The sequence below is a fragment of the Dactylosporangium fulvum genome, assembly GCF_025137375.1.
In the GTDB taxonomy this organism is placed as follows: domain Bacteria; phylum Actinomycetota; class Actinomycetes; order Mycobacteriales; family Micromonosporaceae; genus Dactylosporangium; species Dactylosporangium fulvum.
Genome location: NZ_CP073720.1, coordinates 3797296 through 3817425, shown reverse-complemented (window position 1 = coordinate 3817425; position 20130 = coordinate 3797296). Strand labels below are relative to the sequence as shown.

Here is a 20130-nt window from a genome sequence, read left to right as displayed (position 1 = left end):
CGTTGCCGGGCATGGTCCGCACCCTTCGTTCGCGATGTCGTCACGGCCATCATCGCGAACGAAGCGGACAAGCCCTGGCCGCTTCAGGCACTCCGCCTGCTGGGCGGGTCCGTCCAGTCCGGCCCGCTCAGTCGGGCCGGCCGGTGATCAGGGACGCGCCGGGGACCCTCGGTTTCAGCGGCGGGCAGTGGGTGTGAGTGGCGACGGCGAGCCCGCCGCACTGCGCGGGCAGGTCGACCAGCAGGTTGTGGTCGTAGACGAGCACCACCCAGCGGTCGAGGTCCTGCCGCTGGACGGGCGGGCCGAACCGGTCGACCGCCGCCTCGACGGTGCCGTAGACCGGGCCGTCGAGGTCGATGACGACGAACCGGGCGTCGTGGCGGGTCGCGTCGTACCAGTCGGCGTTGGACTCCCAGCGGAACGACCGGATGTCCGGGCCGATCACCGGCGCGACCCGGACGGCGCCGCCGGTGGCGAGGGTGATGCTGTTCGCCGCCCAGTAGCTGCCGAGGCCGTAGTGCAGGTTGTTGGCGACCAGCCAGTCCGCGGCCGGGCTGCCCTCCGCCGGCTGGGCTGACGCGGTCGCCGCCTGGACGGCGAACGCGGCGGCCAGCACGCCGGCCAGCGTGCCCAGGACGAGCCGCGGCAGGGCTGGCGACACGGCCGGCGACACGGCCGGCGACACGGCGGTGGTGGGGCCGGTCACAGCGCGGGTGGTCAGCGCCGCCAGGCGGTCGCCCCAGACCCGGCCGACCAGGGCGGCGCCGAACGGCAGGGCGACGACGATCTGGCGGGCGCTGAGCAGGCCGTCGGCCTGGGTGGAGACGACAAACGCGGCGAGGTTGACCAGGATCGCGGCGGCGAGGATCTCGGCGACGCGGTCCCGCTCGGCGGCATCCGCCCGGCCCCGGACCGGTGGCCAGTTCCACGGCCCCCGCAGCGCGCGGACGGCGACGGTGCCGACCGCGGCCGCCGCCAGGATCAGCAGGCCGAGGTTGACCACCCCGGCGGCGATCGCCAGCGGCGCGACCGGGACGTCGTCGAGGTGCGGGAAGTAGGCGCCGTAGTTGAGGGCGATCGCCTGTACCGCGAGCCGCAGGTGCCCGGGAATCTCGCCGAGCGGGCTGAACTGCGCGATCGGCGCGTGCACGGAGAACCCGCCGGCCCGCCAGATCAGCGCGAGCGCACCGTGCGCGACGGCGATCGAGCCGACGGCGGCGACGAGCAGCTGGGCGTCGGCGCCGCGCCAGGTGCGGTCGCGCAGCAGGCGCAGCACGCTGACCGCGGCGAGCGGCAGCGCCCCGACGAACAGCGCGAGCGGGTCGCCGATCTGGGCGATCGCGAGCAGGCCGGCGACGCCGACCGGCCACCAGCGCCGCAGCGGCGTGGCGGCGCGCCGGTCGATGAGCAGCCAGGTCACCAGCAGTGGCACGGCGGTGCCGGTGTGGTTGGGCGTGTAGAGGACGATCGCCCAGCCGCTGTCCGGCACGGGAACGAGCAGCGTGGCGACGGCGAGGCCGGCGCGGGCCCAGCCGGCGCGGCCGGTCGCCCCGCCCTTGGCGACGAGCGCGGCGAAGACGATCAGCAGCGTGTACGTGCTCGTCGAGGCGACGTGCACGACGTCCGGGTCGAGCCCGTACAAGAGCTCGATGATCGCGTACTGCACCAGCTCCGTCGTGTAGAAGGAGACGTCGCTGAGTGTCCAGCCGTGCAGCAGGACGTTGCCGTGCAACATGTCCCACGCCTGCAGCGCGTTGGCGCCGGCGTCGGCGTTGACCGGTTTGGCGCGGGCCATCCGCAGGTAGCCCAGGACCATGACGGCCAGCCCGGACAGCAGCAGGCCGGCGGTGCTGAGCCGCTGCCGCGCCGACCGGGCAGGCCCGTGGGCCGGCTCGACGGCCGGTGTGACGTCGGGTGTCGTGGGTGTGGGGACCGCGGCCGCGGCGGTCGTTGCGTGTTGCCGGGGGATGCCGGCGTCGGGCACGACCGACGGATCGGCGGGCCCCGTGACACCGCCGAGAGTTGCGCTCACACCGCCTCCGACGCTTTCTCCTCGCCGCGCGGTTCGCGGCGCCCGATGAACGTGATCCAAACGTGATCAAACGCCGACCGCCGCCTGGACCGGACCATTGTGGGGCACGGCCGCCACCACCCGTTCACCCGGCTCCGCCGCGCGCCATCTGCTGGAAGCTGACCGGCGCGAAGTCCACCGTGGCCTCGAAGACGGCCCGGAAGTGCTCGACCCGCCGCGCGACCAGGCCGGTGCCGTCGCGGGCGGTCGCCGACCGTCCGCCCGCGACGCGCAGGTGGCCCGGCCGCTCGTGCGGGGACAGCCAGTCCCCGGACACGGGCCGCCGCAGGGTGCTCCATTGTGGACCGGGCGTCAACGCCGGGAAGACGTCCGTCTCCGGTACGGGCGTGCCGAGGGCGGCCGAAGCCTGCGTGTGACGGCCAGGACCGCGCCCGCGCCGTCGACCCGGAGTGCGTGGCCGATCGCTCCCGTGCGCGGGCACGCTGTCAAGCGCGTACTACGCGGCCCTTGCCGCCGGTCTTGGCCGCGTACATCGCGACGTCGGCGTCGTGCATCAGCGCGTCGATGGACACCTCGCCGTCCCAGAGCGAGACGCCGACGCTGGCGCGCGGGACGAGCACGGTGCCGTTGAACTCGGTCGGCGCCTGCAGGTCGGCGAGCAGCCGCTCGGCGACGGCGTCGACGTCGGCGTGGTCCATGCCGTCGAGCAGGACGGCGAACTCGTCACCGCCGAGGCGGGCCACGGTGTCGTCGGCGCGGACGCCGGCCTTGAGCCGCTCGGCGACGACGGTGAGCAGGTAGTCGCCGGCGGCGTGGCCGTGGGCGTCGTTGACCTGTTTGAAGCCGTCGAGGTCGATGAGCAGCATCGCGACGTGGAGGCCGCGCACGGCGTTGGGCCGGGCGCGGGCGATGCGCTCGCGCAGCAGGGCGCGGTTGGCCAGGCCGGTGAGGCCGTCGTGCGAGGCCCGGTGGTGGACCTCCTCGAACGCGTTGCGCAGCACGCCGAGGGTCTCGTTGAGGGAGCGGCCCATCTGCCCGACCTCGTCGCCGCGGTCGAGCTCGACCCGGCGGCTGAGGTCGCCGCGGGCGACCCGGGCGAGGACGTCGACGACCTCCCGCAGCGGCCGGGAGATGGCGCGGGCCGTGAGCACGGACAGCAGCAGGGCGGTAACCGCGCCGGAGAACAGCAGCAGCCCCATGAGCCGGGCGGTCTGCACGCTGTTGGTCTTGACCTGCCGGGCACCGTCGGCGACGGCCTCGACGAGCTGGGCCAGGAACGCGTTGGCGCGGTCCTTGACGGCGCGGGCGATCGCCTCGGAGCGCACCAGCACGACGTAGGCCGCCTTACGCTGGTCGCCGGAGCGGGCGGCGGACAGCGCGGCGTCGCGGGCGGTGCGCCACATGGTGACGGTGGCGGCGAAGGCGCGCAGGCCCTCGTGCTCGGCGGCGGGCAGGGCGAGGCGCCGCAGCTCCGCGATCTGGACGTCGATCTCGCGGTCGGACTGCTCGATGACCGCGGCGTACGTGTCGCGGTAGAAGCCGGGGTCGGACAGGATGTAGGCCAGGACGGCCTCCTGTTGTGCGCCGACGGCGGAGCGGACGGTGGTCATCCGGTCGAGGGCGACGACGTTGACGCGATACTCGCGGTCCTGCGCGGCGACGAGGTGGCGCAGGCTCAGCAGCCCGACGACACCGGACGCGGTGAAGATCGCGGTGACGACGAACGACACACTGACGATCTTGGTGGCGATCCGCAGATCCGCCACCCGACGCCGTATCCGTCCGCACACGCGGCGAACATCGGCGCCGGAACCCCCGACTCAAGCGGGCCAGGTGCCCTCGATGCGGTGCAGGACGGTAGCGGTCCCCTCGCCCTCGATCCAGTCGGTCATCCCGGTCCAGAAGGAACCGGAGCCGACGGCGGCCGGCATCATGTCCGAGCCGTCGAACCGGAACGTCACCGCGGGATCGGTGAGCAGGGCCGCGGAGAGCTTCGCGAGCGGCGTGCCGAGGACGCTCTTGTCGAGTTCACGGTTGGCGCTGACCACGCCGCCGGTGCGGGCCCGGTTGTCGGCGAAGCCGGGCGAGGACAGGTAGGCGGCGACGGCCTGGACCTCGGGCCGGTCGGTGAACGCGGCGGCGAAGACCCCGGCGCCGAGCACCGGGCGACCGGCGGACGGGTCGACGGGCGGCAGGTAGAAGGCGTAGATGTCGCCGTCCTCGGAGACCTCGGCGTTGGCCGGCCACCAGTTCGTGTAGAACGACGCCTGGCGGTGCAGGGCACAGGTACCCTGGAGGATCGGCAGGCCGCCCTCCTGGAACGCGGTCGTCGCGATGCTGTCGACGCCGCCGTAGCCGCCGTTGACGTACCTCGGGTTGCGCAGGATGCCGCCGACGCGGTCGAGGGCGGCCACGACCCGCCCGTCGTCGAACGGGACGCGGTGCTCGACCCACTGGTCGTAGAAGTCGGGGCCGGCGGTGCGCAGCAGCGTGTCCTCGAGCCAGTCGGTGACCGGCCAGCCGGTGGCGCTGCCGGACTCGATGCCGGCGCACCAGGGTTTGACCCCGTCGGCGGCGATCCGGTCGCTGAGCGCGAGCATCTCGTCCCAGGTCTCCGGGACCGTGTACCCCTTGGCGGCGAAGAACTTCGGGGAGTACCAGACGAACGACTTGACGTTGGCGTCGATCGGCGCGCCGTAGAGGGTGCCGCCGACCGAGCCGTACCGCTTCCAGTCGGCGGAGTAGTACCGGTCGACGTTGGCCGCCACATCCCGCCCGGCGGGCTTGAGCGCACCCGCGTGCACCATCGCCGCGAGCAGGCCGGGCTGCGGGAAGAACGCGAGGTCCGGCACGTCGCCGTCCTTGACGCGGCCGGCCAGGGTCGCCTCGAAGTCGGCGGAGCCTTGGTAGTCGACGGTGACGCCGGTGCAGGCCTGGAAGGCCTCCCAGGACTTGGTGAGCTTGTCCGCCTCGACATCGCGGATCGAGCCGTAGATCTTCACGGTCGTACGGCCGTGGCCGTGGTACGCCGCGTAGGGCGCACAGGCGGCGTCGGCGGCCGGCCCCTCCCCGGCGGTGCCGCCGCACCCGGCGAGGCCGAGCACGGCCGCGGCGGCGAGCACACCGACGCGCGGTGCCCGAAATATCCCCATGAACTGCAGCATACGGGCTCGAATCGGCGGTCACGCCGGCCGCCGGAAACCTCAGGAGTACGCCGGGCGTGCCGAACCGAGCGGTATGAGTGGTTCGCGGCGGCCTGCGCTGCTCGCGCCGGTCCTGTGGTTGTCCGACCGGGTCCGCACGAGCACCCGCCTGGCCGTGCTGTGTGTCGTCCTGCTGGTGCCCGGGCTCGGCGCCACGTACGCGTACAGCACTTCGGTGGGCGGCCAGGTCGAGTTCACCGGCAAGGAGATCAACGGCACCGAGGTGGTCCGCCCGGCGCTGGCGGCGATGGTCGCGATCGCCGCGGGCCGCACACCCGACCTGACACCGCTGCGCACCGCCGTGGGCGACCATCCGGAGCTGGACCTCGGCGCCGAGCTGGGCGCGGTCCCGGACGGCGGCGGGGTGCCGGCGGCCACCGCCCTCGCCGCGCTCGTCACCGAGACCGGCAACCGCTCGAACCTGATGCTCGACCCGGACCTGGACTCCTTCTACGTGATGGACATCCTGGTCGTCCAGCTGCCGAAGGCGCTGCGCGCCGCCGCGGCGGCGGCCGCACCGGACACCGGGGCGCGCAACGCCACGGCCGACCTGGTCGCCGCGAAAGCCGTCCACGCCGGCACGCTCGCCGCCGCCGCGGCGGCGATCCGGACCGGGCAGGCGACCGCGGTCGGGCAGACCGCCGACCCCGCCCTGGCGGGGAGCCTCGCGCCGCTGAACGCCACCGCCGACGCCGTCGACGCGCTCGCCGTCGCCCTTACCGCCGCGCTGCAGGCCCCGGCGCCCGGCGACGCCGGCCCGGTGGCCGAGGCGGCCGGCGCCACGCTCGCCCCGGCCACGGACGCGCTACGCCGGCTGCTGCAGGTCCGGTACGACCGGCTGGTGCGGGGCCGCACGCTCAACCTGACCGTCACGGCCGCCGGCCTGGTCATCGCGATCTGGCTCGCCGCCGCGGTCTGGTGGCGCACCCGGCACGACGTGCGGCTCACGGTCGCCGGCGTCACCGCTACCGCGGACGGCGACCTCAGCCCGCGCGAACTGCCGTCCGGCCGCGACGAGCTCGGCGACATCGGCCGGGCGCTGGACAAGGCCCGGCACCGCCTCGCCGAGCAGGAGGAGGAGCTGCGACGCGGCCGGCGCGTCCGCGAGGAGCAGCTGCACGCGAGCTTCGAACAGCAGCGCGAAGGGCAGCGCCAGCTGCACGAACGGGCCCAGAGCGCCGTCGACGAGTCGGTCGGTGCGATCACGCGGGAACTGCAGGAGGTCGTCGCGCAGGTCGACGAGGTGCGCGACGCCGCCCGGACCATCGAGGACCGCGTCACCGCGGCGGACCGCGCCACCGCCTCCGTGGTCGACCGCGCCGGCCAGGCCGAGCGGGTGGTCGCCGCCCTCGGCGAGAGCCTGCGCCAGGTCGCCGGCACGACCCAGATCATCGCGGGCATCGCCGCCCAGACCCGGCTGCTCGCGCTCAACGCCACCATCGAGGCGGACCGGGCCGGCGAGGCGGGCCGCGGCTTCACCGTGGTCGCCAACGAGGTGAAGGACCTCGCGAGCAGCACCGCCGAGTCCACCGAGCAGATCTCGGCCACGATCACGTCGCTGGAGCGCCACGCGGCGGAGATGGCTGACACGATCGAGGCGATGGTGGCCGGGGTCGGCGGCGTCGGGGAGGCGACCGGGGTGCTGCACACCGTCGCGCTGGACCAGCACGCGGTCGTCGAGCGGCTCAACGGCCGGGTCAACGAGACCATGGAACGCATCCATCAGATGTCGACGCTCGCCGAGAAGCTCGAGCGCCGGCACGCGGAGCGGATCGGCGCGACCGGCCCGGTGCGCATCAGCGTCGACGGCGGGCGGGACGTCGTCACCGGCGAACTGCTGGACCTCAGCCAGGGCGGCCTGCGCTGCCACGCCGCCGCCGGGGCACCGGTGCGGGCCGGCGACACCGTGAGCGTCGAGCTCACGCTCGACGACGAACCGCTGCGGCTGCACGCCCAGGTCGTGCACTGCCTCGGCATCGACGCGCAGACCGAGATCGGGCTGCAGTTCCTCATGCCCTCGGAGCGGGCCACCGACCGCATCAAACGGTATGTGACCGCCATGTCGTGAACGATCCGGCCGGACAACGTGATCCAGCACTCCCGCGGACGTGCTTGTTTGCTGACAGACGTTCTGCGTGGAATATTATCTGCATGACCGACTATGGCCACGACCTGCGCTTCGGCACGTTCCTGCCGGCCGAGGCCGCCACCGCTGGGGAGACCCTCCGGCTGGCACTGCTCACCGAACAGCTGGGACTCGAGCTCACCAGCGTGCAGGACCACCCCTACCAGGCACGCTTCCTCGACGCGTGGACACTGCTGTCCGTCATCACGGCGCAGACCGAGCGGATCTCGGTGTTCCCGAACGTGGCCAACCTACCGCTGCGCCCGCCGGCCGTGCTCGCCCGAGCCGCGGCCAGCCTCGACGTCCTCTCCGGCGGGCGGGTCGAGCTCGGGCTCGGCGCCGGCGCGTTCTGGGACGCGATCGTGGGCATGGGCGGCACACGCCGTACCGCCGCCGAGTCTTTACAGGCTCTGGAAGAGGCCGTCGCGGTGCTCCGCGCGCTCTGGAGCGCGGACCGGTCGGCGCGGGTCGACGGGGAGCACTACCAGCTGCGGGGCGCGCATCCCGGCCCGGGCGCCGCGCACGACATCGGCATCTGGATCGGCGGGTACAAGCCGCGGATGCTCCGGCTCATCGGGCGGATCGGCGACGGCTGGCTGCCCAGCTCGCCGTACCTGCCCCCCGAGCAGCTCGCCGACGGCAACGCGCGCATCGACGAGGCGGCGGTCGCGGCGGGACGGCGGCCCGAGGACGTGCGGCGGCTGTACAACATCGCGGGGACGTTCGCGGGCCGCGGGCAGGAGTTTTTGCAGGGGCCGCCGAAGGTGTGGGTCGAACAGCTCGCCGAGCTGGCCGTCACGGAGGGCATGAGCGCGTTCGTGCTGATGGTGTCGGCCGGCGGGGACACGGACCTGCGCCGGTTCGGCGAGGAGGTGGCCCCGGCGGTGCGCGAGTTGGTGGCGGCCGAACGGGCCCGGTCCGCGGCGGGGCCGCCGCTGCCGGTGACCGGGGTCGTCGAGCCGGAGGACACCACGGCCGGCCCGATCGTGGCCCATCCGGCGAACGACACCCTCGCCACGCCGACGCCGGACGACGGGGCACGGCTGTCCTCCGTCCGGCTCTGGGACGAGTCCGAGCGGCCCACCGGGCCGGAGCGGGACGCCACCGTGCGGTACACCGCCCGCCAGCGCGCCAAGGGCCAGCACCTCATCGACGTCCACGACCACCTGCGGCAGGAGCTGGCGCAGGTCCGCGACCTGGTCCAGCAGGTCGCGGCCGGGTCGATCGACCTCGCCCGGGCCCGCTCGATGATCAACACGATGGCGATGCGGCAGAACAACTGGACACTCGGCACGTACTGCGAGAGCTACTGCCGCGTCGTGACCACCCACCACACCATCGAGGACCTGTCGCTCTTCCCGGCGCTGCGGGCGGCCGACCCCCGGCTGGCACCGGTGGTCGACCGCCTGGAGGCCGAGCACCACGTGATCGCGGACGTGCTCGAGCGGGTCGACGCCGCGCTGGTCGCGATGGTGACCGAGCCCGACGGCATCGCCGCCGTACGGGACGCCGTCGACCTGCTCACGGACACCCTCCTGTCACACCTGTCCTACGAGGAGCGGGAGCTGGTCGAGCCGCTGAGCCGGCTCAACGTGACGTGACGGCGGCGACGGAGACGTCCCACAACCGGGCGGCCGCCTCGGGGTCCAGCGCGTACGCCGCGACCCCGGTGCGGGTGTCCGGCTCGTTGGGGCCGGCCTCGGCGCAGTCCTCGAAGTAGCGCCCGCCGACGCCGTCGAGCAGCGGCGACGTGGCGACGAGGACCGAGGTCGCGGCGCCCTGCTCGGGCGTCTTCCACCGCGGGCCACCGCCACCGCTCGCCGCGCGCAGGCGGTCGAGCTCCTCCTCCGTGACATACCGCTGCAGGTTCGTCCGGATGCCGCCGGGCATCAGCGCGTTGACGAAGATGCCGTCGCCGGCCCAGCGCCGGGTCGCCTCGACGGCGAACAGGACGTTGGCGGTCTTCGACTGGCCGTAGGCCAGCCACGGATCATACGCCCGGCGCTCGAAGTGGATGTCCTCGAACACCACCGGCGAGCGCAGGTGGGCCGCCGAGCTCACGGACACGACCCGGGCACCGCCGGCCGCGCGCAGCGCCGGCAGTAGCCCGGTCGTGAGGGTGAAGTGGCCGAGGTGGTTGGTCGCGAACTGCAGCTCCCAGCCCTCGGCGGTGCGCCCGAGCGGCGAGGCCATGATCCCCGCGTTGTTGACGAGGATGTGCAGCGGCCCGTCCCAGCCCTCGGCGAACGCGCGGACCGACGCCTGGTCGGCGAGGTCCAGCCGGGCGACGTGGACGAGCTTGTTGCCGGTCGTGGCGACGACGTCCTCGGCGGTGCGGTCGCCGGCCGCGGTGTCGCGGACCGCGAGGGTGACCTCGGCGCCGGCCCCGGCGAGCGCGCGGGCGGTCTCGACGCCGATGCCGGAGGCGCCGCCGGTGACGACGACCCGCCGTCCGGTGAGGTCGATGCCCTCGACGACCTGCTCGGCCGTCGACGCGGCGCCGAAGGGTGTGGTGATGCGTGATCGGTCGGTCATGGTAAGTCCTTCCCAACGGTACGATTCCAAACGGAGGAACCTCCACTAAGACCCAACACTAAGTGGAGGACCCTCCGTATACAAGTCGTGGGAGGGCACTGTGACGGAGCGACCACTGCGGGCCGACGCGCGGCGCAACCGCGAACGGCTGCTCCAGGTCGCCATGCGCGCGTTCTCCGACACCGGGCCGGAGGTGACCCTGGACTCGATCGCGCGCACGGCGGGGGTCGGCATCGGCACCCTCTACCGCCACTTCCCCACCCGGGAGGCGTTGATCGAGGAGGTGTACCGCACCGAACTCACCCGCCTGTGCGACGCCGTGCCGGCCCTGCTCGCCGACCTACCCGCGGATCAGGCGCTGCGAAGTTGGATGGACCGGTACATCGACTACATGGCGGCCAAGCGCGGCCTCGCCGACGCGCTGCGGGTGGTGATCGCCGCGGGCGGCAAGCCGTTCGCGCACAGCCGGGAGCGGCTGGTCGGCGCGATCACCGAACTGCTGGCGGCCGCCGGCCTCGGCACCGTCGACGCCGGCGACGTGCTCATGGCACTGAGCGGCATCTCCCTCGCCGCCGGCGAGCCGGCCCAGCGCGAGCAGGCGGGCCGGCTGCTCGACCTGCTCATGGACGGCCTGCGGTTCCGCCGTGCCTGACCCCGGGCACGAGGCCGGCCTACCCGGGACCGCGAGGCATCCCGGGTAGGCCGGCGTCATCGGCGGGTCAGTCCGTCACGGGCAGGCGGCGTCGTTGCCGGCGACGTTCACCGCCGTCCAGGCGGCGCGCACCGCGCGGTACTCCGTCGAGCAGTTGCCGTAGAGGTCGGCGGCCGCGCGCAGGGTGTAGGCGCGGGCGGTGTTGGCCGGGTTGGCGGTGTTCACGTACGAGGTGTTCGACGTGAAGTACACGTCCAGGGCCCGGAACCAGATCTTCTCCGCCTTCGCCCGGCCGATCCCGGTCACCGCCGGCGCCGAACCGCACACCGGCGACGTGCCGTACGCCGTCGCGCCCGTGCCCTCAGCCAGGTCGAAGAAGAAGTGGTTGGCCACACCCGAGGAGTAGTGCACGTTCTTGTTCTTCGTCGACGTCGACCAGCACGAGTCCGACGCACCGTCCAGCGACGGGTTGTACATGTACCGCAACGGCGAACCGTTACCATTGATATTGATCTTCTCGCCGACCTGGTAGTCACCCGGATCCGCCGCGTTCGCCGCGTAGAACTCCACCATCGACCCGAAGATGTCACTCGTCGCCTCGTTCAGGCCACCCGACTCCCCCGAATAGGTAAGGCCACCGGGGACGACGTTCTCGGTGACGCCGTGGCTCATCTCGTGGCCGGCCACGTCGAGGGAGACCAGCGGCCGGTTGTTGCCCGCGCCGTCGCCGTAGGTCATCCGGGAGCCGTCCCAGAATGCGTTGACGTAGGCGTTGCCGTAGTGGACGCGGCTCGGCACACCCGTACCGTTGCCGAAGATGCCGTTGCGGGCGTGGACGTTCTTGAAGTAGTCGAACGTCTTCGCCGCGCCGTAGTAGGCGTCGGCACCCGCGGACTGGCGGTTGCTGTTGGCGCCGGTGCCCCAGGTGTTGTCGGCGTCGGTGAAGACGGTGCACGTGCCACTCGTGCGGTTGTTCATGTCGCAGGCCGTGTTGCCGCCGTGGGAGGGGTCGCTCATGCGGTATGTCGAGCCGGACAGCGTCGTGTCGACGGTGACGGTGCCGCTGTAGATCGTCCGGCCGGTGCCGTTCACGGTCTCGATCTCGTCCCACGAGCCGAGAACCTCGCCGGTCGTCGCGTCGGTGACGACGTGCAGCCGCGACGGCGTCTGGCCGTCCGCGGCCCAGCCCTCGATCACGTTCTCCCAGGCCAGCCGCCCGATGCCGCTCGACGCGTCGATCATGAGCTGCGGCACGGCGGCCGCGGCGACGGTACCGCCGAACGCGGCCTTCGCCGCCCCGGCCGCGTTCGCCGCGCTCACCGCCGGCCTGGTGCTCACCCGCAGCGGCACGGCGAGGCTGTTGGAGGTGCCGGCGTAGGCGCCCTTGGCGTCGGTGTGCACGACGACGTCACCGCCGTAGACCCGGATGCCGTGGTATGTGCGGGTGTAGCGGGTGTGCGCCGCGCCGTTCGCGTCCACCTTGGTGCTGAACGCGGTGAACACGTCGGCGGCGGACGCCCTGGCGTCGGCGCGGTGCGCCTCCAGGGACGGTGAGGCCTGGGCGGCCGTGACCGTGACACCGGGCGCCACGATCACGGCCCCGGCCACGACGACCGCCGCGATGGTTCGCTTCATCGGACCTCCTGATATACGTCGGTGACGGATCGCGTCACGCATCGACGTATACCAGGATTTCGATGTATTGGGGAACCCTCGGCGGGACCCGCGCCGCTCAGCGGGCGATCGTCAGCGCGAACGGGACCGGGCCCAGCGCGGCCACCAGCGGCCGGATCATGAGCACGAACGACTCCGGCCACCACGCGTTCGCCACGCCGCCGAGGTCGACGACCGACCGCGACGGCCAGCCGAGGTCGGCGAGCAGCCCGGCGACCGTTCTCCTGGCGCCGGGGTCGTCGCCGCACAGGAACGTCGACGGCGGCACGGCCAGGCCGCCCGGGGCGGCCATCAGGGGCGCCGGGCCGACCGTGTTCAGCGCTTTCACGACACGGCTGCCGGGGAGGGTGCGCTGGAGCTCCTGCGCGAGGTTCCGGTACAGCAGGCGGGAGGCGAAGCCGTCGGGGCCCTGCTCGACGGCGTTGGCGACGTCGAGCAGTACCTTGCCGTCCAGCATCGGGCGCAGCCGCCCGAGCACCTCGACCGACACCGCGCCGGGCAGCGCGTTGACGGCGATCTCCGCCGACTCGGCCGTGGCGGCGAGGCGGTCGCGGGTGCCGACGACGACGTCGTGGCCGGCGGCGGACAGCGCCGGGGCCAGCGCGCGGGCGACGTTGCCGGCGCCGAGGATTCCGATCACGCTCATGCCTCGAACGTAGGCTGGAGGCTGCCGTACCGGCAGTACGTACTTTCAGGTGCCCGGAGGACACGATGGATCACAGCGACGCGGCGGCGTACCGCAGCGCGATGGCCGCGTGCCCGACGCACCGCGTGCTGGATCGGCTCGGCGACCGCTGGGTCAGCCTGATCCTCAAGGAACTCGCGCTCCGGCCGCGCCGGCACGGGGAACTGGGCCGCGTCCTCGCCGGCGCCAGCCAGAAGATGCTCACGCAGACGTTGCGCGGCCTGGAGCGCGACGGCCTGGTGGCGCGGCGGGTGTGCGACTCGGTGCCGCCCCGCGTCGAGTACCGGCTGACGCCGCTGGGCGAGAGCCTGATGCCCGTCGTGGCCGTGGTGACCGGGTGGGCCGAGCGGCACATCGGCGAGATCGACGCCGCGCGGGCGGCGTACGACGCCGTCTCATGACGCCTCGTGACGGGGTGGCGCGACAGTCCACAGTGGATGGCACACGGACGAGGCCACAGCCGGACTCGAACCGGCGTCCCCCGCTTTGCAGGCGGGTCCCTGACCACTCGGGCATGCGACCGTACAAAACTTGCGTGCGGGTGGAGGGATTCGAACCCCCTGAGCCCACTGGCAACTGGGTTACAGCCAGCCCCGACTCTCCGACGTCGGCGCACCCGCTTGGATGACCGGCCGGCCCCGTGTCCGACGGTCAACGTGCCCGCACCAGGTCTCGAACCTGGGCCCTCCGCCGTGTGAAGGCGGCGCTCTCCCCCCTGAGCTACACGGGCTGGGGGCAGGGGTGGGATTTGAACCCACGAATCTCCGGCTTATGAGACCGGCGAGGACGGCCGAACTCCTCTACCCTGCAAGCAGCGCGGACGGGACTCGAACCCGCAAGTGTCCTGGGTGAAAGCCAGGCGACTCTCCCAATTCGTCCACCGCGCCATGTCCCGGTTCCGGGACGTGTGCGTGCCCTCGGCGCGATTCGAACGCGCACCGTCGACGTCCTCAACGTCGTGCCTCTGCCTGTTGGGCCACGAGGGCGGGGGCCGGGCGGGGTGATGGCCCGCCCGGACCGGAGTGAAGCTTCGTGAAAACACTGGAACCGCAACGCTGGAACCCTGAGCGGCAACCGGGATTCGAACCCGGGACCTTCGCCATGGCGAGGCGACGCTCTGACCTGACTGAGCTACAACCGCATGGTGGTGCTGCGCACCGTCGACCGGATTCGAACCGGCGACCTCGGCCTCGACAGGGCCTTGCTCTGACCGACTGAGCTACGACGGCAAGTGGTGGCCGGACGGGATCAGGACCCCCCTTCGCTGATCCCGGCCCGGCACCAGAGCGGTAGCGGGGACTTGAACCCCGTCTGTGCCTGCTTGGAGGGCAGGTGTCCTGCCGGTTGGACAACTACCGCACTGACGCTCGTGCTGACACGTCGCCCGTCCGGGGGTTGAACCCGGTCTTCCGGAGTGAGAATCCGGGGGTCTACCTTCCTCAGCCTCACGGGCGGTGCTGCCACTGCCGGCCGACGGCCCGCGTGGCATGGTCCGAAGCCCCCGAGTCGAACGGGGTGTCTCGCGCTCCCAAGGCGCGTGGGTTTCCGTCTCCCTCGCTCCGGAAAAATGTGTGCCATCCACTGTGAACTTGTCAATGCGCGACGCCATCCCGGCCATTTCCGGGCAGCCTGCAGTGCAATATCGTGCGGTGCAGAAATGCGATTCCCGGGCAGCGTGGATCACGCCCTGCCACGGGCGGATAGAGGCAAAGAAAAAGCCGCCGTTCCCGGTGCTGGGAGGCGGCGGCCGCGGAGCCGGTGGGCTGCTAGCCGCACCGCCTGCCGAGGCGCCCGGTCTCCCGTTCGTCGAGATAACCCAGCTCATCGACGCTTCCGGGCCCGCCGTCACAGCGAAGGACGGCCTCACCGCACGGCGCGAGCCGCTGTGGCGCGAGCGCGGGGTGCCGCGTCATGGCAATCCTCCAATCCGTGGTGACCGAGCCGTATGCTTCGGGCCGACTTCTTTCCCGACCCCTCTCGGTGCTGATGAATACATTACGCATTCGCCGGCCGAAGCACAATGCATTTATCTTGTACGTCATGCCGGAACTCGTCCGACCCACCATTGACCTGCACCGCGCCTGGCTCGAATCGCGTGACGACTGGGGCCGAGGGGCGCATCAGGACGGCAGCGGCCTCCACGGCTCCGACAACGTCGACTCGCCCGGAGGGTTCGCGGCCTGGGTCGACCGGCTCAACCGCCAGTCCGACGAGACGGTGCCGGTCGACAGGGACCGCGTGCACGCGTCGTACCGGTGGATCGCCGAGGGCGGAGCCGTGCTCGGCGCGATCACGTTGCGCCACCGGCTGAACGAGCGGCTGCTGGAGGCCGGCGGCCACGTGGGCTACGGCGTGCGCCCGTCGGCGCGGGGCCGCGGCCTGGCGACGTGGGCCCTGGCCGCGGTGCTGGACGAGGCGCGCGGCCGCGGCCTCGATCGGGTGCTGGTGTCGTGCGCGGTGGACAACCGGGCGTCGGCGCTGGTGATCGAGCGCAACGGCGGCGTGCTGGAGGACGTCCGCGAGACGTGGCTGGGGACGGCCCGCCGCTACTGGATCTCCCTCACCGGCCGGGCGTGAGTGCGGCGACCGCCGCCCGGTCCAACCGGTCCGGGCCAGGGCGGCGGCGAGGAGCAGCAGCGCGCCGGGGGCGACGAGCTCGGCGAGGCGGGCAACCGCCTCCGGCACCCCGGCGCTGCGGTACAGGTCGGCGGATACGCCGCTGGTCACCACCTCCGGGTGGGGTCACCGAGGCCGCCCGGCGCGAGCGCCACGACGGCGGCGGCTCCGGCGGCGAGGATCGACAGGGTCAGCAGCACACGGCGGGGAAACGTCATGCCGGGACGGTAGGAATCGGCAGGGTCCCGGCACCCTGCCCGAACGGCAGGCCCCGGCCATGACCTTCGTCGGGGTTGCGGTCAGGCGACGGGGGCGTTCCAGGCGCGCAGGGACTCGTGCCCGTGCTCGTGGCCGAGCACCGACAGCGTGGCGGTGTCGAGGCTCAGCCGGGCGCCGAAGGAGACGGGCTGGTCCAGCCATCGGGAGGCCAGGGACCGCGAGGCGTGGCCGTGGCTGACGACCGCGACGTCGCCGAGGGTCAGCATGGGCCGCGCCTTGGCCAGGAACCGGTCCATGCGGACGGTGACCTGCTCGGGGGTCTCGCCGCCGGGGCAGCCGTCGGTCCACAGGTCCCAGCCGGGCCGCTCGGCGCGGATCTGCTGCGTGGTGCGGCCCTCATAGTCGCCGTAGTCCCACTCTACGAGATCGAGGTCGATCTCCGTGACGGTGAGTCCGGCGAGTTCGGCGGTGCGCAGGGCGCGCTTGCGGGGACTGCTGACGACGGCGACGAAGGGGCGGTTGGCCAGCGCCTTGGCGAGGTTCCGTGCGCGCTCCTCACCCTCCGGGAGGAGGTCGAGGTCGGTGGTGGAGGTGTGCCGCCCGTTGGCGCTCCACTCGGTCTGCCCGTGCCGCACCACGACGATCTCGCCCACCCGCCCATTGTGCCCCGGCCGGTTATGACGGACCGGAGATTAACAATACGTTCCACATCCGAAACGTCGAGTACCGCTACGCTGCACGCGTGGACAGACTTCTGGTGCTCTGGGACGTCGACCACACATTGGTCGACGTCGACGGAGTCGGGCGTGAGGCGTACGATCTGGCGTTCCTGCGACTGTTCGACCGGCCGGTCGTGCACCAGCCGCCGATGGCCGGGCGCACGGACCGGGCGATCGCGCTGGACATGCTGCGGCTCAACGACGTGACGAGCCCGGAGCGGCACCTGGAGGCGATGCGGGCCGCCGCGGAGGCCGCGCTCGACGAGCTCGCCGAGCAGCTGCCGGCCCGCGGGCGGGCGCTGCCGGGAGCGCACGAGGCCCTGCTGGCCGTGCACGGCACGGCGGCGGTGCAGTCGCTGCTCACCGGCAACGTCCGGCGCATGGCCGAGGTGAAGCTGGGCCCGTTCGGGCTCATGAAGTACCTCGACCTCGACTCGGGCGCCTACGGCTGGAGCGACACCGTGCGGGGCCACCTGGTGCACGTGGCCCGGGCCGCGGCGGCCGGCCGGTACCGGCGCCGGTTCCCGGGCAGCCGCACGGTGCTGGTCGGCGACACCCCGCTGGACGTGGAGGCGGCACTGAGCACCGGCGCGGGCGTGGTGGCGGTGGCCACCGGCCGGTTCTCCGTGGAGGAACTGCGGACCGCCGGCGCCCACGTGACGCTGGAGAACCTCGCCGACACCCAGCGGGTGCTGGAGGCGATCACGGAGGCCGGACGCTAGCGGTCGTAGAGACTGGCCATGACCGACCCCCGTTGCGGAACACCCAGGACAGGGCCTAGGCGAGTTTGTCGGGCAGTTTCACGTTGGGGCGGTTCTCGTAGGGCGTGGACAGCACCACCGTGGTCCGTGTCGTCACGTTGGCCGCCGAGCGGATCTCCTGCAGCAGCCGCTCCAGGGCGAGCGGGTTCTCGACCCGGACGAGCAGCATGTAGAAGTCCTCGCCGGCCACCGAGTAGCACGACTCGATCTGCGGCAGCTTGGCGAGCCGGTCGGGGGCGTCGTCGGGCTGCGACGGGTCGAGCGGCCGGATCGCGACGAACGCGGTGAGTGACAGGCCGAGCGCGTCATGGTCGATGCTGGCCGTGTAGCCCTTGATGACGCCGCGCTGTTCGAGGCGGCGCACCCGCTGGTGCACCGCCGACACCGACAGCCCGACCCGCTCGGCCAGGTCGGTGTAGGACAGGCGGCCGTCGGCGGCCAGTGCCGCCACGATCGCTCGATCGGTCTCTTCCACGGTGGAACCTTATCGCCCTGCGCAACGTGTCACAGCGACCTGGAGATCACCAGCCGCTGGATCTGGTTGGTGCCCTCGAAGATCTGCAGCACCTTGGCCTCGCGCATGTACCGCTCGACGGGGTGGTCGGTGACGTAGCCGGCGCCGCCGAGGACCTGCACCGCGTCGGTGGTGACCCGCATCGCGGTGTCGGTGCAGAACAGTTTGGCCTTGGCGGCCTCCGCGCTGTGCGGCAGGCCGGCGTCGCGCATCCGGGCCGCGGCCAGGTAGAGCGAGCGGGCGGCGGCGATCTGGGTGGCCATGTCGGCGAGCATGAAGCCGAGGCCCTGGAACTCGAGGATCGGGCGGCCGAACTGCTGCCGCTCCCGCGCGTAGGCGACGGCGTAGTCGAGCGCGGCCTGGGCGAGGCCGACGGCGCAGGCGGCGATGCCGAGCCGGCCGCCGTCGAGGGCGCTCAACGCGATGCGGAAGCCGCCACCCTCGTCGCCGACGAGCCGGTCGGCGGGGGCGTGGGCGCCGTCGAGGACGATCTGGGCCACCGTCGAGGAACGCAGGCCCATGGTCCGCTCCGGCGCCTGCGGCTGGAGGCCCGGGGTGCCGGCGTCGAGCAGCAGGCAGGAGATGCCGGACGTGCCGGGTCCGCCGGTGCGGCAGAAGACGTTGTAGAAGTCGGCCTGCCCGGCGTGCGTGATCCACGCCTTGGTGCCGCTGACCCGCCAGCCGTCGTCGTCGGCGACGGCCCTCGTGGTCAGGGACGCGGCGTCGGAGCCGCTCTGCGGTTCGGACAGGCAGTAGGCGCCGAGCAGCTCGCCGCCGAGCATGTCGGGCAGGTGCCGCTTGCGCTGGGTCCCGGTGCCGTACGCGGCGACCGGGTAGCAGGAGAGGGTGTGCACGGACACGCCCTCGGCGACGGCGAGCCAGCGGGCGGCCAGTTCCTCGAGGACCTGGAGGTACACCTCGTAAGGCTGGGCGCCGCCGCCGAACTCCTCGGGGTAGGGCAGGCCGAGCAGCCCGGCCCGGCCGAGGAGCCGGAAGAGGTCGCGCGGGAACCGGCCCTCGGCCTCGAACTCGGCGACGCGCGGCGCCAGCTCGCCGTCGGCGATCTCGCGGACGAGGCCGATGAGCTCCCGGCCCTCTTCGGGCAGGAACGGACGCTCGACGCTCACAGAACCACCAGCCCGGTGTCGATGGTGTTGAGCCGGTCGACGCCGTCGGCGGTGCAGACGACGATGTCCTCGATGCGGGCGCCGTGCCGGCCGGCGAGGTAGACGCCGGGCTCGACGGAGAAGGCCATGCCGGGCTCCAGGGGCGTGCTGTTGCCGGCGACGATGTAGGGATCCTCATGGCCGTCGAGGCCGATGCCGTGTCCGGTGCGGTGCAGGAACGCGTCGCCGTAGCCGGCGGCGGTGATCAGGTCACGGGCGGCGGCGTCGACGGCCTCGGCGGTGACGCCGGGGCGGACGGCGGCGACCGCGGCGCGCTGCGCCTCCTGCAGGACGTTGTAGTAGGCGAGGAAGTCGTCGGGCGGCTCGCCGACGCAGTAGGTGCGGGTCGAGTCGGAGCAGTAGCCGTCGGGCATCCGGCCGCCGATGTCGACGACGACCGGCTCGCCGGGGCGGATCACCCGGTCGGAGACGCCGTGGTGGGGACTGGCGGCGTTGGGACCGGCGGCGACGATGGTGAACTCGACGGTGGCGTGGCCGGCGGCGCGGATCGCGGCGGCGATGTCGGCGGCGACCATGGCCTCGGTGCGGCCGGGGCGCAGCCACTCGGCCATGTGGGCGTGCACGGCGTCGATGGCCCGGCCGGCCCGGCGGAGGGCCTCGACCTCGGCCGGCGACTTGCGCAGCCGCAGCCCGGCGAGCACGGCACCGGCGAGGCGCTGCTCGGCACCGGGCAGCGCGGCGCGCAGCGCGAGGACCTGCTCGGCCCACATGCGGTTGCCGAGGCCGACGGTGCGGACCGGCCCGGTGAGGACGGTGCGCAGCAGCTGGTACGGGTCGGTGCCGTCCTCGTGGTCGACGAGCTTGACACCCATGCCGGAGGCGGGTGACGCCTCGGCGGCGGGCCGCTCGAGGCGTGGGACGATGAGGGTGGCCTCGCCCTCGGCGGGCAGGACGAGCAGGGTGAGCCGCTCCAGGGCGTGCGCGTCGTAACCGGTCAGGTATTGCAGGTCGGCGCTCGGGGGGATGAGCAGGGCGTCGAGGCCCGCTTCGGTCATGGCGCGGCGGGCGTCGGCCAGCCGGGACGGGGGGTGGAGATCCTCGTGGGACACGAACTCAAGCTTAACGAACGTTCGGATCCGGGAGGGAGTCCGCCGGACCCGTACCGACGGGTAGGTATCAGAGCGATCCGGTGACGTAATCTGGCTGTGGACCTTGAGCAAGGGCAGGGAGCATGGGCAGGGCGACAGCCACTTCCACATCGGGATGAG

General features: G+C 72.7%; 18 protein-coding genes and 10 tRNA genes. 7 read left to right on the top strand and 21 right to left on the bottom strand.

Annotated features, from left to right (window positions below; all coding sequences use genetic code 11):
- Nucleotides 1–127: 127 nt before the first annotated feature.
- The 4 genes from Dfulv_RS18090 to Dfulv_RS18075 form a co-directional block, all read right to left on the bottom strand.
- The gene (locus tag Dfulv_RS18090; RefSeq protein WP_259864690.1) at nt 128–2032 is read right to left on the bottom strand and encodes a hypothetical protein; all 1905 of its coding nucleotides are present in this window, start codon (nt 2030–2032) and stop codon (nt 128–130) included.
- Nucleotides 2033–2156: 124 nt separating this feature from the next.
- Nucleotides 2157–2348: a beta-xylosidase family glycoside hydrolase gene (locus Dfulv_RS18085; protein WP_259864688.1), complete on the bottom strand. Its 192-nt coding sequence runs from the start codon at nt 2346–2348 to the stop codon at nt 2157–2159.
- Between the two features lie 169 nt (nt 2349–2517).
- A complete protein-coding gene (locus Dfulv_RS18080) occupies nt 2518–3798 on the bottom strand; it encodes a diguanylate cyclase domain-containing protein (protein WP_259864685.1) in 1281 nt (426 codons plus the stop codon).
- A gap of 54 nt (nt 3799–3852) precedes the next feature.
- Nucleotides 3853–5184 carry an ABC transporter substrate-binding protein gene (locus Dfulv_RS18075; protein ID WP_259864683.1) on the bottom strand — a complete coding sequence of 444 codons (1332 nt, stop codon included), beginning with the start codon at nt 5182–5184 and terminating at the stop codon, nt 3853–3855.
- Between the two features lie 85 nt (nt 5185–5269).
- Between Dfulv_RS18075 and Dfulv_RS18070 the strand changes: the two genes are divergently transcribed.
- On the top strand, nt 5270–7303 hold the full coding sequence (locus Dfulv_RS18070; protein ID WP_259864680.1) for a methyl-accepting chemotaxis protein: 2034 nt from the start codon (nt 5270–5272) through the stop codon (nt 7301–7303).
- A gap of 83 nt (nt 7304–7386) precedes the next feature.
- Nucleotides 7387–8961 carry an LLM class flavin-dependent oxidoreductase gene (locus tag Dfulv_RS18065; RefSeq protein ID WP_259864677.1) on the top strand — a complete coding sequence of 525 codons (1575 nt, stop codon included), beginning with the start codon at nt 7387–7389 and terminating at the stop codon, nt 8959–8961.
- Here the strand turns inward: Dfulv_RS18065 and Dfulv_RS18060 are convergent.
- Nucleotides 8948–9895: an SDR family NAD(P)-dependent oxidoreductase gene (locus Dfulv_RS18060; protein ID WP_259864666.1), complete on the bottom strand. Its 948-nt coding sequence runs from the start codon at nt 9893–9895 to the stop codon at nt 8948–8950. The two genes, Dfulv_RS18065 and Dfulv_RS18060, sit on opposite strands and share 14 nt — an antisense overlap.
- A 100-nt stretch (nt 9896–9995) precedes the next feature.
- On the opposite strand from Dfulv_RS18060, the gene Dfulv_RS18055 reads away from it, so the two are divergent.
- The gene (locus Dfulv_RS18055) at nt 9996–10547 is read left to right on the top strand and encodes a TetR/AcrR family transcriptional regulator (RefSeq protein ID WP_259864664.1); all 552 of its coding nucleotides are present in this window, start codon (nt 9996–9998) and stop codon (nt 10545–10547) included.
- A gap of 75 nt (nt 10548–10622) precedes the next feature.
- On the opposite strand, the gene Dfulv_RS18050 is transcribed toward Dfulv_RS18055, so the two are convergent.
- Entirely contained in the window at nt 10623–12182 is a 1560-nt protein-coding gene (locus Dfulv_RS18050) for a M4 family metallopeptidase (protein WP_259864661.1), read from the bottom strand.
- Nucleotides 12183–12279: 97 nt separating this feature from the next.
- Nucleotides 12280–12867 (bottom strand): NADPH-dependent F420 reductase, encoded by a 588-nt coding sequence (locus Dfulv_RS18045; RefSeq protein ID WP_259864649.1) that lies wholly within the window; start codon nt 12865–12867, stop codon nt 12280–12282.
- A gap of 65 nt (nt 12868–12932) precedes the next feature.
- On the opposite strand from Dfulv_RS18045, the gene Dfulv_RS18040 reads away from it, so the two are divergent.
- Nucleotides 12933–13307 carry a winged helix-turn-helix transcriptional regulator gene (locus Dfulv_RS18040; protein ID WP_259864640.1) on the top strand — a complete coding sequence of 125 codons (375 nt, stop codon included), beginning with the start codon at nt 12933–12935 and terminating at the stop codon, nt 13305–13307.
- A gap of 50 nt (nt 13308–13357) precedes the next feature.
- On the opposite strand, the gene Dfulv_RS18035 is transcribed toward Dfulv_RS18040, so the two are convergent.
- From Dfulv_RS18035 to Dfulv_RS17990, 10 genes are all read right to left on the bottom strand, one after another.
- A tRNA-Cys gene (locus Dfulv_RS18035) sits at nt 13358–13428 on the bottom strand.
- A gap of 14 nt (nt 13429–13442) precedes the next feature.
- Nucleotides 13443–13526, bottom strand: a tRNA-Tyr gene (locus Dfulv_RS18030).
- A gap of 37 nt (nt 13527–13563) precedes the next feature.
- Nucleotides 13564–13636, bottom strand: a tRNA-Val gene (locus Dfulv_RS18025).
- Nucleotides 13637–13716: transfer RNA gene (locus tag Dfulv_RS18020), tRNA-Met, on the bottom strand.
- A 2-nt stretch (nt 13717–13718) separates the two neighbouring features.
- Nucleotides 13719–13793: transfer RNA gene (locus Dfulv_RS18015), tRNA-Glu, on the bottom strand.
- A gap of 25 nt (nt 13794–13818) precedes the next feature.
- A tRNA-Leu gene (locus Dfulv_RS18010) sits at nt 13819–13892 on the bottom strand.
- An 80-nt stretch (nt 13893–13972) separates the two neighbouring features.
- A tRNA-Gly gene (locus Dfulv_RS18005) sits at nt 13973–14047 on the bottom strand.
- A gap of 14 nt (nt 14048–14061) precedes the next feature.
- Nucleotides 14062–14135: transfer RNA gene (locus Dfulv_RS18000), tRNA-Asp, on the bottom strand.
- Between the two features lie 56 nt (nt 14136–14191).
- A tRNA-Gly gene (locus tag Dfulv_RS17995) sits at nt 14192–14265 on the bottom strand.
- A gap of 21 nt (nt 14266–14286) precedes the next feature.
- A tRNA-Glu gene (locus Dfulv_RS17990) sits at nt 14287–14360 on the bottom strand.
- A 141-nt stretch (nt 14361–14501) separates the two neighbouring features.
- On the opposite strand from Dfulv_RS17990, the gene Dfulv_RS17985 reads away from it, so the two are divergent.
- The gene (locus Dfulv_RS17985; protein ID WP_259864637.1) at nt 14502–14975 is read left to right on the top strand and encodes a hypothetical protein; all 474 of its coding nucleotides are present in this window, start codon (nt 14502–14504) and stop codon (nt 14973–14975) included.
- Nucleotides 14947–15483: a GNAT family N-acetyltransferase gene (locus Dfulv_RS17980; protein WP_259864634.1), complete on the top strand. Its 537-nt coding sequence runs from the start codon at nt 14947–14949 to the stop codon at nt 15481–15483. The genes Dfulv_RS17985 and Dfulv_RS17980 overlap by 29 nt, the downstream gene beginning before the upstream one ends.
- 338 nt (nt 15484–15821) lie before the next feature.
- Here Dfulv_RS17980 and Dfulv_RS17975 read toward each other — a convergent pair whose 3' ends face one another.
- Nucleotides 15822–16394: a histidine phosphatase family protein gene (locus Dfulv_RS17975; RefSeq protein WP_259864633.1), complete on the bottom strand. Its 573-nt coding sequence runs from the start codon at nt 16392–16394 to the stop codon at nt 15822–15824.
- Between the two features lie 89 nt (nt 16395–16483).
- Here Dfulv_RS17975 and Dfulv_RS17970 point away from each other — a divergent pair, with 89 nt between their 5' ends.
- Nucleotides 16484–17182 (top strand): HAD family hydrolase, encoded by a 699-nt coding sequence (locus Dfulv_RS17970; protein WP_259864620.1) that lies wholly within the window; start codon nt 16484–16486, stop codon nt 17180–17182.
- Nucleotides 17183–17237: 55 nt separating this feature from the next.
- Here Dfulv_RS17970 and Dfulv_RS17965 read toward each other — a convergent pair whose 3' ends face one another.
- The 3 genes from Dfulv_RS17965 to Dfulv_RS17955 are packed head-to-tail and all read right to left on the bottom strand — an operon-like array spanning nt 17238 to nt 19917.
- On the bottom strand, nt 17238–17696 hold the full coding sequence (locus Dfulv_RS17965; protein ID WP_259864610.1) for an Lrp/AsnC family transcriptional regulator: 459 nt from the start codon (nt 17694–17696) through the stop codon (nt 17238–17240).
- Between the two features lie 29 nt (nt 17697–17725).
- Nucleotides 17726–18862, bottom strand: coding sequence for an acyl-CoA dehydrogenase family protein (locus Dfulv_RS17960; RefSeq protein ID WP_259864608.1), 1137 nt, complete (start codon nt 18860–18862; stop codon nt 17726–17728).
- Nucleotides 18859–19917 (bottom strand): M24 family metallopeptidase, encoded by a 1059-nt coding sequence (locus tag Dfulv_RS17955; RefSeq protein ID WP_259867734.1) that lies wholly within the window; start codon nt 19915–19917, stop codon nt 18859–18861. The genes Dfulv_RS17960 and Dfulv_RS17955 overlap by 4 nt, the downstream gene beginning before the upstream one ends.
- Nucleotides 19918–20130: the final 213 nt, after the last annotated feature.

What these genes read in the sequence shown, in the direction of transcription:
- Dfulv_RS18075 (WP_259864683.1), bottom strand. Translation starts at nt 5,184, where the DNA reads ATGGGGATATTTCGGGCACCGCGCGTCGGTGTGCTCGCCGCCGCGGCC.
- Dfulv_RS18060 (WP_259864666.1), bottom strand. Translation starts at nt 9,895, where the DNA reads ATGACCGACCGATCACGCATCACCACACCCTTCGGCGCCGCGTCGACG.
- Dfulv_RS18070 (WP_259864680.1), top strand. Translation starts at nt 5,270, where the DNA reads ATGAGTGGTTCGCGGCGGCCTGCGCTGCTCGCGCCGGTCCTGTGGTTG.
- Dfulv_RS17980 (WP_259864634.1), top strand. Translation starts at nt 14,947, where the DNA reads ATGCCGGAACTCGTCCGACCCACCATTGACCTGCACCGCGCCTGGCTC.
- Dfulv_RS18050 (WP_259864661.1), bottom strand. Translation starts at nt 12,182, where the DNA reads ATGAAGCGAACCATCGCGGCGGTCGTCGTGGCCGGGGCCGTGATCGTG.
- Dfulv_RS18040 (WP_259864640.1), top strand. Translation starts at nt 12,933, where the DNA reads ATGGATCACAGCGACGCGGCGGCGTACCGCAGCGCGATGGCCGCGTGC.
- Dfulv_RS17955 (WP_259867734.1), bottom strand. Translation starts at nt 19,917, where the DNA reads ATGACCGAAGCGGGCCTCGACGCCCTGCTCATCCCCCCGAGCGCCGAC.
- Dfulv_RS18045 (WP_259864649.1), bottom strand. Translation starts at nt 12,867, where the DNA reads ATGAGCGTGATCGGAATCCTCGGCGCCGGCAACGTCGCCCGCGCGCTG.
- Dfulv_RS17985 (WP_259864637.1), top strand. Translation starts at nt 14,502, where the DNA reads ATGCGCGACGCCATCCCGGCCATTTCCGGGCAGCCTGCAGTGCAATAT.
- Dfulv_RS18065 (WP_259864677.1), top strand. Translation starts at nt 7,387, where the DNA reads ATGACCGACTATGGCCACGACCTGCGCTTCGGCACGTTCCTGCCGGCC.